This is a genomic window from Actinotignum timonense, from assembly GCF_900155575.1.
GTDB lineage: Bacteria > Actinomycetota > Actinomycetes > Actinomycetales > Actinomycetaceae > Actinotignum > Actinotignum timonense.
In genome coordinates this window covers 1,788,611-1,800,984 of record NZ_LT706966.1, presented here as the reverse complement: position 1 = coordinate 1,800,984, position 12,374 = coordinate 1,788,611, and the positions used below count along the sequence as shown (strand labels likewise).

Here is a 12,374-nt window from a genome sequence, read left to right as displayed (position 1 = left end):
CCTGCCAGCCGCTGGTGACTAATACTGACGAAATAGTTTGAAATAGCGAGGGGATACGATGCATTACCGGCAACCGTTCACGTCCGAATCGGTCACGGAAGGACACCCCGATAAGGTGTGTGACCTCATCTCCGATTCCATTCTTGACGCGCTGCTCGCGTCGGATGAGAATTCGCGCGTCGCCGTGGAGACCATGGTGACCACGGGATTGGTGCACGTGGCCGGTGAAGTGACCACGGATGCCTACGCGGATATCGCTCATATTATCCGCAATGTGGTGACCGGGATCGGGTACAACTCCTCGCAGGTCGGCTTTGACGGAAATTCTTGCGGCGTGACGATTTCCATCGATGAGCAAAGCCCGGATATTGCCGCTGGCGTGAATACCTCCCTGGAACGGCGGGAAAGCCAGGAATCCGAATACGATCATTTCGACCTGCAGGGCGCCGGAGACCAGGGCCTCATGTTCGGGTACGCCTGCAATGAAACCAAAACGCTTATGCCCGCGCCCATTCTGCTCGCCCATCGCTTTGCCGAACGCCTGGCACTCGTGCGGCGCGAAGGCGTGGTCCCCGGGCTGCGCCCCGACGGGAAAACGCAGGTCACCATTGACTACGAAGGCGCGCGGCCCGTGGCCCTCAATACCGTGGTCATCTCCAGCCAGCACGATGAAAATGTGCAGCGTGACTGGCTCACGGAAACCCTGCGCGACCACGTGGTCACACCCGTCCTCGAAGAAGAAAATATCGATATTGATACCGATAAATTCTCGCTTCTCGTTAACCCCTCGGGGCGTTTCGTGGTGGGAGGACCGATGGGCGACGCCGGAGTGACCGGCCGCAAGATCATCGTGGACACCTACGGCGGGATGGCCCGGCACGGCGGTGGGGCTTTTTCCGGTAAAGACGCCTCCAAGGTGGATCGCAGCGCGGCCTACGCGGCGCGCTGGGCGGCCAAGAATGTGGTTGCCGCCGGGCTCGCTTCCCGGTGCGAACTCCAGCTGGCCTACGCGATCGGGCGCGCCCACCCGGTATCCGTGCGCCTGGATACTTTCGGCACGGAAACAGAAGAACTGGGCCGCATCGAAAACGCGGTTCAGAAGGTCTTCGATTTCCGCCCCGCGGCGATTATCGACGCCCTGGAACTCAAGCGCCCCATTTTCGCGAAGACGGCTTCCTACGGTCATTTCGGGCGGGAACTTCCCGAATTCACCTGGGAGAAAACGGATCGGGTTGAAGAACTTCTCCGCTCTATCTAGGGATGACTGAGGTAGGGCGACCTGAGGTATCTCAGATATCTGAGGTCTCTAGGCCCTGAAGTTTCGCGGCGGATTTTTCTGTCGTAGGGCCGGGATATCCTAGGTTGCATGGAGAGCACACTCTTTGATTTCGATGCCCTCCCCCTCATGGGGGAGCAGGGCGCCCTGCTTGAGGCGCGCCCTGCACGCACCCGCGTGCGCTCCAAGGTGCCCAATCCCGTGGCGCATGTTCATGTGCTTCATTCCCAACCCCATATGGACCGGGTATTTGACTACCTTATTCCCGAAAAATTCGCGGATAGTGCCCGGGTGGGAACCCGGGTGGTGGTAGATCTCGGTGCGCAACGGGTGGGCGGATTCATCGTTGCCCGGGATGCCACCACGGAAGGCAGCGGGCGGCTGCGCCCCCTGTACCGAGTAGTCTCGGAACACCCCGTTCTCACCGCATCGGTGTACTCGGTTGCCCGCACTCTTGCCGATAAATACGCCGGAACGGTTGCTGATATTTTGCGGGCCGCTATCCCGGAACGGCACGCGCGCGCCGCGAAAGAATTCTTGGCCGATGCCCAGGAGGCTATTCCTTTGGCCAGCCCGCGCCCGGCTCCTGAACCGGGGCCCTGGGAAGCCTATCGGGGTGGGCCGGAATTCCTTGCGGCGCTCGGGGCCGGGAAAGCCGTGCGGGCCTGCATGGCTGCGCTACCCGGGCCCGCCGGGGGAGTAGAGCTCCTGGTTCGGGCCGTGCAAGCAGTGCGGCGCGCCGGGCGTAGCGTCCTCCTGGTTGTTCCCACCACCCGCGCGGCACGAACGCTGCTAGCTACCCTCGCTACCCGGGTGGGGGAAAAGCCCACCCTCATGGTCTCCGAAGAATCGCATGAAAAACGCTACCGTGCTTTTTTGAGCGTGCTTTCGGGGCAATCACGTATCGTAGTGGGCACCCGCGGGGCCGCCTGGGCACCGCTCACTGACCTGGGGCTTGCCATCATCATGGATGATGCCGCCTCCACCCTGCGGGATATCCGCGCGCCCTATCTGGCCGCGCGTGACGTGGTACTGGAACGGGCACGGCGGGAAAACGCTGCGTTCCTCGCTTTCTCACCCTATGTGAGTGAAGAATGCGCGCAATTGCTATCCGAACACCGCATCACCTTGCTGGATGGTACCGCGGCAGCGCGCCGCGCCGCGCTTCCGAATATTTCCGGCCCGCACCAGTGGCCCGGGGGAGAAGCGGATCATTTACGCCTTCCCCAACCAGCGTTCCCTATTCTGCGGCGGGCCCTGGAAGATGGCCCGGTTCTTATTGTGGTGCCGCGCAGCGGGTACATCCCGGCACTGTGCTGCGCCTATTGTGGGGAGCGTGCCCTATGCGCGATCTGCGGAGGGAACTTGGCCCAGGGCAGGCCGCATGATCCTCTGCAATGCCAACGGTGCGGGGTGCGGGTCCACCCGTGGCGCTGCCAGCACTGCCACAACGGGAAACTGCGAGCTATCCGGATTGGTTCAGCGCGCACCGCAGAAGAAATCGGGCGGGCTTTCCCCGGGGTGGGCATTATTCTCTCCGGAGCCCACTCCCCGGAGGGCATTATTGGGAAGGTCTCCCAGCGCCCGCGGATCGTGGTAGCAACCCCGGGTGCGGAACCGGAAGCCGAAGGTGGATTCGCCGCTGCATTGGTGCTGGATGCACGCTACCTTCTCGGGGAAGGCCTGGGTGCTGAAACGCGTTTTATTCGGGTGCTCGCGCGGGTCGCGGCCCGGGTGCGCTGCGCGGGAGAAGGCGGCCATATGTTGGTAGCCGGGGGAGCGCCACCTGAACTCCTCAACCGGATCGCCCGATGGGAATTGGGCGAATATGCCGCTGAGCTGCTCGAACAACGGGCCGAACTGGATTTGCCTCCCACCGCAACCTGGGTGGGAATCACCGGGGCCAGTGGGGATGTGCGTACCTACCTTGCCATGCTGCGCGCCGCGCTCAATCGCGGGGAAGTCGCGGCGGCTGTGAGAAGCGCGGCCGGGGCGCGCGGTACGCAGGGAACGCAAAGTGCCCAGGATGCGTATGGTGAGCATCTCTTCACCCAGTTTTCCCCCGGTACCGGTACCAAAGAATGGCAGCCGGAGAGCGGGAAAGAAACAGAAGCTGATCTGCTTACCGGAGGAGCCTTCGAGCTAGCCTCCGGAATCGTCCTGCTTGGCCCGGTGCCGGGGGCGCGCCCGGCAGAAATCACTGTGTATGCCCGGGCAGAACTCTCCCGCGGAATCACCCTGACCCGGCAGGCACGAAAAACCTACGGCGCCTACTCCGCCCAACGCTTGGGCGGCTCACTGCGTTTACAGGTCAATCCGCCCCTGTAACGAGCCCGGATGAGATAGGCACAGAAAAGAACTAGGTAGGATTGACACGTGAGAATATTATTCGCAGGAACACCGGAGACCGCAGTCCCGGCCTTGCAACTACTGCATGATGAAGGCTTCGATATCGCTGGGGTGCTCACTCGCGCCCCGGCACCCCAGGGTCGCAAACGGGTGCTCACACCTTCGCCGGTACACCGCGCGGCAACAGAACTAGGTATTCCCGTGCTCACTCCCCGCACCTTGAAAGACGGCGCGATTCAGGAACAGATCGCTGAACTTGCTCCCGAAGCCGTCGCGGTGGTTGCCTACGGGCTCATTATTCCGCCCGCGCTACTCAACGTGCCGCGCCACGGCTGGCTCAACCTGCACTTCTCCCTCCTGCCGCGCTGGCGCGGGGCAGCGCCAGTCAATTACGCGATTGCCGCGGGGGATACCACCACCGGAACCAGCGTCTTCCAGATAGAACAAGGCCTGGATACCGGCCCCGTTTTCGCGAGTGAAGCCACTCAGATCGGGGCTGAGGAAACCGCTGGAGAGCTGCTCGCCCGCCTGGCACAATCCGGGGCGCGCCAGTTGAGCGATACCCTCCACGCCATTGCCGCCGGCAGCGCCCACGCGCAGCCTCAAAGCGGGGAGGTGACCCTCGCCCCGCAATTCGATTCTTCCTGGGCGCGGGTGAACTGGGAGTGGCCCGCCCAGCGCATCGCGGATCGCGTCCGCGCCGCCAATCCGGCCCCCGGTGCCTGGACCACTCTCAACGGGCAGCGCTTCAAAATCGAATCGGTGCGCGTCATTGCGCCCGAAACGTCTGAAACACCCGAAACACCCGAAGCCCCCGCCACACGCGTGACCCTGGCACCGGGCGAAATCGGTCCGGGCGGCGTGGTCGGCTGCGGGGAAGGAACAATCCAGTTACTGCGGGTTGCCCCGCCTGGCAAAGCACATATGGAGGCCTCTGCCTGGCTCAACGGCGCCCGGCTGGCCGAGCACACCCGTTTCGATGCCGAGGTGAAGGAGGGCCAGCATGAATGAGCGCCCCGCCGGCTGGGTACCACGCCGCCAGTCATCGAACCACGCCCGCCTCGTTGCCTATGACGCACTGCGGGCAGTCCATACCGAAGATGCCTACGCTAATCTCATCCTCCCGGGCATGGTCAGCCGGGCGCGCCTCAATCGGAGCGACGCCGCCTTCGCCACCAACCTCGCCTACGGGACCTTGCGGCTTCAAGGCCGCTGGGATGCCATGATCGCCCGCTGCTCCCAAGGCCGTACCCTCGCAGAAATTGACCCGGGTGCCCTCGATCTGCTCCGCCTGGGCTGCTACCAGCTCATCGAACTGAAAACACCACCCCACGCGGCCATTAACGAAACAGTTGCGCTAGCCCGCAATGAACTCGGGCAGGGAATCGCCGGTTTCGTCAATGCCGTGCTGCGCCGAGTCTCCGAGCGCCGGGATGCCTGGCGCGGAATTATCGAAAACAGCACCGCATCCCGGGAAGAATTCCTGGCGGTCTGGCATTCCCACCCACGCTGGATTGTGCGCCAGCTGGAAGCCTCTCTCGCGGCCGCTGGGCGCTCAACCGAAGTAGAAGCCGTTCTCGAAGCTAATAACACGCCAGCGAAAGTGGCGCTGGCCTGCCGCAATATCTCACCCGAGCACCTCAAAGCCCGGATTGAACGTGCCAAAATGACGTGGGAAGATCCCTACCTGGTGCCCAGCGCAGTGCTGCTAGCCTCCGGTGACCCGCATCGGCTCTGGCCCGTGCGCGACGGGGTCGCCGGCGTCCAAGATGAGGGCTCACAGTTGATCTCCGCTGTTGTTACCGAGTCCTCCATTTCCGGGAAGGATGAATCCTGGCTGGATATGTGCGCCGGCCCGGGCGGGAAAACCGCAACTATCGCCGCTACGGCGGCCCGGCGCGGGGCCCGGGTATTCGCGAATGAACCCCAGGCTCACCGCCTCGATCTCGTGGAAGAAAACGTTGCACCCTGGGCGGCTACCGTGGCGTTGCGGGAAGGCGATGGGCGGGATATTGGCGCTCAGGAACCGGATAGCTATGACAGGATCCTCGTGGATGCCCCATGTTCTGGCTTGGGAGCGCTGCGTCGTCGCCCTGAAGCGCGGTGGCGCAAAAAAGAAAGCGACCTGGGCGCACTCACGCAACTCCAAGGCGAACTCCTCGACTCCGCCTACCGGGCCCTGCGCCCCGGCGGACTGCTGCTCTACACCACCTGCTCTCCGGTACTCGCGGAAACCCGCGACGTCATCTCCGCCTTCCTGGAACGCACCGAAGGAGCGGAACTCGGAGACGTGACCGTCACCGCGAACCGGCGGGCCCTGCGCCCGGTCGCCTCCCGCGGAATGACCGTGCAACTCTGGCCTGATATCCATCACACGGACGCCATGTACATGGCACGCATCCTCAAACCCGCAACCGCCCCCGCGCCCGCAGCGCGGCGCTCTTGAAAGGACCATCATGGACGTGAAGATTTCCCCCTCAATCCTCAACTGCGATTTCGGGCATCTCGCTGATGAACTGGAGAAAATCTCCAACGCCGATTTCGTGCACGTGGATATTATGGACAATCATTTTGTCCCCAACCTCGCGCTCGGCCTGCCCATTTTTGAGGCGGCGGCGCAGGCAACCAGTGTTCCACTGGACGCGCACCTCATGATTGAGAACCCGGATCGGTGGGCCCCCGCCTACGCTGAGGCAGGAGCCGCCTCCGTCACCTTCCATGCCGAAGCCTGCCAAGCCCCGCTGCGCCTCGCCCGCGAACTGCGCGCGCAGGGCGCCCGCGCCGGACTCGCCCTCAAACCAGCCAGCCCAATCGAGCCGTATCTCGATATCCTCAACGAATTCGACATGATCCTCATCATGACCGTGGAACCGGGATTCGGCGGGCAGAGCTTCATCGAAACGATGATGCCGAAAGTCACCCGCACCCGGCGCGCAATTGAAGCAGCCGGCTTGGACGTGTGGATCCAGGTAGACGGCGGCATTTCCCGCTCCACCATCGAACAGGCTGCGGCTGCCGGAGCCAATAACTTCGTGGCGGGATCGGCGGTATTCCGCGCGGAGGACGCCTACACCGAAGTGGAGAAGCTCCGCGAACTCGCCGCGGGCGCGTGCCAGCACGCCTCAATCTAGGGACGCGCGCCTGCACGCAGAAAACTAAGCACACGCACGTTGCAGCACGCCGCAAATTAACCACGGGTGCGCGCCAGCACCCGAAGGGCTAATATAGAACACGATGCACCGGGGTCAGTGAAAGTCTGAACCGGCGGTAACAGTCCGCGAACCACGCACGTGGCCGATGGGGTGGAATTCCCCAACCGACGGTAACAGTCCGGATGGGAGGCGCATCGAAGGGCTCCAAGCCCTGCTTCGGCTACTCTATTTCGGTGTGCCGCGGCGTCAGCGTCTCCCGGTTTCATCATTCCCGGCCATCGGGAAGGTCAGGAACCAGGACGTGAACACTGTGCGCCGCAACTCTCACCCACGCCCGCGCTCGCCTCGCACCGCGTGGGTACCCGCCACCCTTTCTCTCCTCGCGGTTTTTCTCCTCTGGGTGGTGGTCACGCGTGCCCACCTGGTGCCCGAACATCTCCTTCCCACACCCGGCGCGGTCGGGCAGCGCCTGGCCACCGCACTCCTCGGAATCGGCGACCACCCGCCCTACCTTCTCAGCGCACTGGCCAACACCCTCACCGCGGCCCTCACCGGTTGTGCCTGGGCGGCCCTCCTCGGAATTCCCCTCGGCATCGCCCTCGCCCGCTGGCACCTCCTCAACAGCGCACTCCAACCCTTCCTCGCCGCCTCACAAGCCGTCCCCGCAGTGGCCCTTGCGCCGCTCCTCGTGGTGTGGATTGGCTACGGGATGCCCTCCATCGTCGTGCTCTGCACCATCATGGTGATTTTCCCGATTATCGTCTCGACCTCGGTGGGCGTGCACGCTATCGACCGCGACGTCATCGCCGCAGCTCGGCTCGACGGCGCCGCTGGGCTCACCCTCCTGTTCCCCATCATCGTGCCCCTGGCCGCGCCTTCCATCCTGGCCGGCCTGCGCACCGGATTCACCCTTTCCATCACCGGCGCCGTCGTCGGCGAAATGATCATCGGGGGAGCGGGCCTGGGCACCGAACTTTCGCGCGCCCAACCCACCGGAGATATCACCGGGATGTTCGCTGTCATCGTCGTCATGGCCGCCGCCGCCATCAGCATCTACCTGCTTATCTTTACCATCGAAAAACACGTGACCGCGGCGGTGCGGTAACGATGCCGTGCGGTAACGATCCGGTGCGATAACGCTCGCCGCCAAAACCCAACCCAAAGCCCCAGCTCACGCCCCAACAAGACCCCAGCGCATAGAAGCGCACCACACAAGAAAGGACACCCATGAAACGACTCATTGCCACACTCGCGGCAGCTACCCTCGGCTTGGCCGGATGTGCGGGAGGTGGCGCGGATAAAAACGGTGAAAGCACCTCGCCCGCCGCCGTGCAGCCAACTACCGCGAGCGCCTCCGCTTCCCTCACCGTTGGCCTCACCTATGTTCCCGATATCCAATTCGCGCCCTTCTACGTGGCCGAAGACCAGGGTTATTTCCGCGAGGCCGGGCTTGATATCACGCTGCGTCACCACGGCGCCCAAGAATCCCTCCTCGGCGCGCTTTCCAGCGGCAGCGAGGATGTGGTCTTCGCGGGCGGCGATGAAATGATGGAAGGCCGCTCCAACGGCATCAACGTGGTCAATTGGGCCACGATGTACCAGGATTACCCCGTCACGCTCATCGTGCCGGCTGATTCCCCGATCAAGAGCGCCGCTGACCTGGCCGGCCGCCGCGTCGGGCTGCCCGGCCCGTATGGGGAAAACTACTATGCCCTCCAGGCGCTCATGGCCGCCCACAACTGGAGCGAATCCGATATCAGCGTGAACTACATCGGTTACACCCAGGCCGCGGCCCTGGCCAGCGGGGAAGTGGACGCGATTATCGGCTTCCGTAACTCCGATGTTCCCAGCGTGGAACGCCAGGGGGTGCCGGTGCGTACCATCGAGATGCTCCCGGGCGGGCTGCCGCTCGTGGGCGTCGGGCTCGGTTCGCTGCGCCCCACCGTGGATGCGCATCGCGATGATTTCACCCGCATGCTTGCAGCTCTTGACCGCGCCGTGAATTTTGCGCGCAGCAACCCGAAGGAGACCGTGAAGATCACCGCGAAGCATGTGCCGGCTCTGCGCGAAACGGATAACGCTGCTGCGGCCGAGAAAGTCCTCGCGAATACCATTGAGCTTTACGCCGGGCGCACTCCGCTCGGGGTGCAGGATGCGCAGCGCTGGGAGGCGATGGCCGCATTCATGTCCGAGAAGCTCCTGCGCGAACCGGTTGCTGCGGCCGATGCGTTCGTGGATCTGACCGGTGGTAGCGCGCATTAAGAACGACGGCGCAGCTGCGAGCCACCGGCCCATCAGGCGCGCAGCTCACCTCGGCCGCGCCCGCGTCACCAGCTCCCTGGCCGCGTAACCAGCCGAGTTTGCTGAACCAGGTTGGTGTCAGCCGCCTATACCCGGCCACGCTTCGCTATTCTGGTAGCTAAAGCACGGTGCATAAATATAGAGGAAAATCGAAGATGTCTCGGAAGAAGATTGCGGTGATTATTGCCGGCGTTATGGCAGTAGTTTTGCTTGGGGCTGGCCTGTGGGCGGTTGTTGCCCATAACAACCGCGCAAAGGCTCTCGAAGAAGCAACGGACGCTTACACCAAGGCCGGTACCGCCCTGGAAAAGGTGGTTTCTACCGTGGATACCACTGGCTGCACCGAGAATGGCGGTACGGACGAAACCTGTAAGGCCCTGGAAAAGGCTATCGCGGATGCCAAGGCCGGGCTTGCCGAAAAGCCGGGTAAGAACTCGGATAAGGTGAAGGAAGCTACCGCCAAGCGTGAAAAGCTTGCGGGGGAACTCACCGAGCTTTCCAAGAAGGTGACTACCGAGCAGGCTAATGCTGTAGCAGCTTACCTGGATAAGGAATGCCCACTGCACCTGGATGTCGAATGTGACAGCCTGCGCAAGGGGGACTTGAAGCTGCCTGAGGCTAAGCTCAAGACCGAGGCTATCAAGGCACGGGTAGCCGCGCCGGCCCCGGTTGGGGATAGTGGGGCCGCGCCGGCCCAGGCTGATAACGGGGGCGCTGGCGCGGCGGCCCCGGCCACCAGTGGTTCCTCCTATAACGGTGGCAGTGGAAACGCTGATTCTGAGTATTCCGAGCCTGCACATGAGGCAGCACCTGCACCTGCGCCGGTAGAGGAAGCTGAGGCTCCTGCACCTGCGGCACCGGAGCGGACGATTGTTGGAGGATACTGGGAGTGCACGGCTCCCGGTGGAACATCTGATGCAGATTGCTACCTTATTGTCCAGTATTCCGACGGTACGACCGAAAAGACTAACCACTACCGCCCCAACGACTAAGGCGAAATCTTTTTCCTTACGTCTCTGCGCAGCCAAGAAGCGCCCCATTCGTATGAGTGGGGCGCTCCCTCATGAATCCGCAACGTTTGCGCACACTACATATGTGGAGTTACCCATCCGGGTGCTTGACACGACGATGAGGAAGGGATTTATTCGCCATGAGGCATAAGTTCTCTCAGCTAGGGCGCATGTTCGGCGTTTTCCTAGCAGTACTCACCTTGGGACTCGGAAGCCTGTTTGTTTCCGGTGCCGCCAGGGCTGACGGAGGTATCCCCATCAAGGGCGACGACGTTTTCTTTGATGGGGCTGGTGTTGATTTCAGGGCACCCAGTGGCTGGCGCTACCGCCTGGCCGCGCTTAAGGCACCACAAGGCGGGGACCCGAATATCCCGGCTTGGTGTATCGATCTTAACGAGATGGCACCTGGCCCCGATAAGGTAGTCCAGGTCTCCCACCTGGTCGAGACCAGGGATATTGGGCAAGATGATGAGCTTAGCTTGACTACCGCTCAGCTTGCCTGGATTATCGACCAGAACCAGATGACTAGGGACCATAATGTTTTGGCCGCTGTCGCTTATTTGGTGCATGTGAATCTGGAGTCTGGGCCTGACGCTGCTAGTAACGTGGCTCAGCTTATCCGTGACGTGAGTTCTGGTATCCCGGTTATCGACCGCCATGCCCGCAACATGGCCAATCTTGCTCGTAAGTCCGGGGTGCACTCCTACGAATCCGCTCAGGGACACGGCGAGGGCCAGATGGAGGCAATCATCGACAATATTGGTCTTCGCAACGAGGATGGCAGCTGGATTGCTGGACGTAACCTCACGGTAACGCTTTCCGGTCCCGCTATTTTCAAGGAGACCGGCACTCAGGAATGGTCGGGTGTTAGCCAGTCTGGCCCGATCTCCCTTGGGTGGAAGTCCACTGGCAACGGCGAGGTGACTGTAAGCACCAAGTACGAGATGCCGCGCGATGAGATTATCGCGATGCTGGTTCCCGGCAGCCAGACAACTACCCAGGTTCCCTCGTACCAGGACCCCAAGTTCTATATCGCTCCCGGTAACACGTGGCGTGTTCTTTTCGATTTCCAACCGACCGGCGTTTCCCAGGTAGATACCCGCCCAGTGAATCTGGATGGGAAGATTTCCGATACCCTCACGACTTCTGTTGATAAGTCGTATGGTGATGGGAAGTGGTTGGATCAGACTCCGGTGGTGTATACGGCGCGTGCCTATTATGTTGGCCGTAACGCTCCCGCGACCACGGATACCGTGCCTCAAGGGGCGGAGCTTCTTGGCGAGGTAGATACGCGTTCGCGGTAGTTGTGTAAGAACACGTGAAAAAGTGTTGGGTGGTTATGCTATAGCCAAAAGTCCGTTGAATGGGCATAGAGGAAAGATCGAAGATGTCTGGGAAAAGGGTCACGGCTATCATCGCTGCCGTAGTTATTGTGGCACTCTTGGCGGGTGGACTATGGGCGGTAGTTGCTCATAACAACCGTGCTAAGACCCTCGAAGAAGTAACTTCCGCCTACGCCAGGGCCGGTGCTGCCCTGGAAAAGGTGGTTGGTGACGTGGATACCGCTGGCTGTATTGAGGATGGTGGAAGCAAGGAGACCTGCGCAGCTCTGGAAAAGGCTATTGCAGATGCTAAGGCGGGACTGGGTGAAAAACCAAGCAAAAACGCCGATAAGGTGAAAGAAGACATCAAGGCTCGCGAAAAACTTACCGAGAGCCTTCAGGCTCTCAGTATAACACTTGCCATCCAGCAAGCGAAAGCCGCCCAGGCTTACCTGGATAAAGAGTGCCCACTTTACCTAGATCCCGAGTGCGAGAGCCTGCGTAAGGGTGACTTGAAGCTGCCCGAAATCAAGGTCAAGACCGAGGCTATCAAGGCACGGGTAGCGGGCGCTGCCCAGGCCGCTCCGGCCCCGGTTGGGGATAGTGGGGCTGCGCCGGCGCAGGCTGATAACGGGGGTGCTGGCGTGCCGGCTCCGGCTACTGGTGGTTCCTCCTATAGCGGTGGCAGTGGGGATTCTGATTATTCCTATAGCTCGGGGTCTAATTACTCCGAGCCTGCATATGAGGCACCGGCTGCGCCTGCGCCGGTCTATGAAGCACCGGAACTGGCGGCGCCGGCTCCCGCTTCTGAGTCGGATAACGGTGGATGGGTTGAGACTTGGGAACCCAACGGAACCAATGACTGCTGGCGAGGAGACACCAGCGGTAATACCTGGGCCGTTCCTTGCCCGTAACCCCTTATCGCCACACCTACATGCCCGCCCCGCACCCCTATATGCGAGGC

10 protein-coding genes and 1 riboswitch are annotated in these 12,374 nt (G+C 62.0%); all 10 genes read left to right on the top strand.

From position 1 onward, the window contains the following. Window positions 1-58 precede the first annotated feature (58 nt). The 10 genes from metK to CZ322_RS07585 all read left to right on the top strand — a co-directional run bounded on the left by metK (window position 59) and on the right by CZ322_RS07585 (window position 12,324). Window positions 59-1,258, top strand: coding sequence for a methionine adenosyltransferase (gene metK / locus CZ322_RS07630; protein ID WP_087070817.1), 1,200 nt, complete (start codon window positions 59-61; stop codon window positions 1,256-1,258). 108 nt (window positions 1,259-1,366) lie between these two features. Further along, window positions 1,367-3,604: a primosomal protein N' family DNA-binding protein gene (locus tag CZ322_RS07625; RefSeq protein WP_087070816.1), complete on the top strand. Its 2,238-nt coding sequence runs from the start codon at window positions 1,367-1,369 to the stop codon at window positions 3,602-3,604. Between the two features lie 48 nt (window positions 3,605-3,652). Next, window positions 3,653-4,636 carry a methionyl-tRNA formyltransferase gene (fmt, locus tag CZ322_RS07620; RefSeq protein WP_087070815.1) on the top strand — a complete coding sequence of 328 codons (984 nt, stop codon included), beginning with the start codon at window positions 3,653-3,655 and terminating at the stop codon, window positions 4,634-4,636. Further along, window positions 4,629-6,071, top strand: coding sequence for an RsmB/NOP family class I SAM-dependent RNA methyltransferase (locus CZ322_RS07615; protein WP_087070814.1), 1,443 nt, complete (start codon window positions 4,629-4,631; stop codon window positions 6,069-6,071). Before fmt ends, CZ322_RS07615 begins: the two co-directional genes overlap by 8 nt. A 10-nt stretch (window positions 6,072-6,081) precedes the next feature. Continuing rightward, complete coding sequence (rpe, locus tag CZ322_RS07610) at window positions 6,082-6,756, top strand: ribulose-phosphate 3-epimerase (protein ID WP_087070813.1); 675 nt, start codon at window positions 6,082-6,084, stop codon at window positions 6,754-6,756. Between the two features lie 100 nt (window positions 6,757-6,856). After that, window positions 6,857-6,975: riboswitch (FMN riboswitch) on the top strand. Between the two features lie 103 nt (window positions 6,976-7,078). Then, entirely contained in the window at window positions 7,079-7,882 is an 804-nt protein-coding gene (locus CZ322_RS07605) for an ABC transporter permease (protein ID WP_087070812.1), read from the top strand. Window positions 7,883-8,004: 122 nt separating this feature from the next. Then, a complete protein-coding gene (locus CZ322_RS07600) occupies window positions 8,005-9,039 on the top strand; it encodes an ABC transporter substrate-binding protein (protein WP_087070811.1) in 1,035 nt (344 codons plus the stop codon). 194 nt (window positions 9,040-9,233) lie between these two features. After that, window positions 9,234-10,070 (top strand): hypothetical protein, encoded by an 837-nt coding sequence (locus tag CZ322_RS07595; RefSeq protein WP_087070810.1) that lies wholly within the window; start codon window positions 9,234-9,236, stop codon window positions 10,068-10,070. Between the two features lie 158 nt (window positions 10,071-10,228). Then, window positions 10,229-11,392, top strand: a complete 1,164-nt coding sequence (locus tag CZ322_RS07590; protein ID WP_087070809.1) for a hypothetical protein — start codon at window positions 10,229-10,231, stop codon at window positions 11,390-11,392. 83 nt (window positions 11,393-11,475) lie between these two features. Continuing rightward, window positions 11,476-12,324, top strand: a complete 849-nt coding sequence (locus CZ322_RS07585) for a hypothetical protein (RefSeq protein ID WP_087070808.1) — start codon at window positions 11,476-11,478, stop codon at window positions 12,322-12,324. The last annotated feature ends 50 nt before the right edge of the window (window positions 12,325-12,374 follow it).

Excerpts from the sequence above, each read along its gene's own strand:
- CZ322_RS07615 (WP_087070814.1), top strand. The coding sequence starts at position 4,629 with ATGAATGAGCGCCCCGCCGGCTGGGTACCACGCCGCCAGTCATCGAAC.
- CZ322_RS07600 (WP_087070811.1), top strand. The coding sequence starts at position 8,005 with ATGAAACGACTCATTGCCACACTCGCGGCAGCTACCCTCGGCTTGGCC.
- rpe (WP_087070813.1), top strand. The coding sequence starts at position 6,082 with ATGGACGTGAAGATTTCCCCCTCAATCCTCAACTGCGATTTCGGGCAT.
- CZ322_RS07590 (WP_087070809.1), top strand. The coding sequence starts at position 10,229 with ATGAGGCATAAGTTCTCTCAGCTAGGGCGCATGTTCGGCGTTTTCCTA.
- CZ322_RS07625 (WP_087070816.1), top strand. The coding sequence starts at position 1,367 with ATGGAGAGCACACTCTTTGATTTCGATGCCCTCCCCCTCATGGGGGAG.
- CZ322_RS07585 (WP_087070808.1), top strand. The coding sequence starts at position 11,476 with ATGTCTGGGAAAAGGGTCACGGCTATCATCGCTGCCGTAGTTATTGTG.
- CZ322_RS07595 (WP_087070810.1), top strand. The coding sequence starts at position 9,234 with ATGTCTCGGAAGAAGATTGCGGTGATTATTGCCGGCGTTATGGCAGTA.
- metK (WP_087070817.1), top strand. The coding sequence starts at position 59 with ATGCATTACCGGCAACCGTTCACGTCCGAATCGGTCACGGAAGGACAC.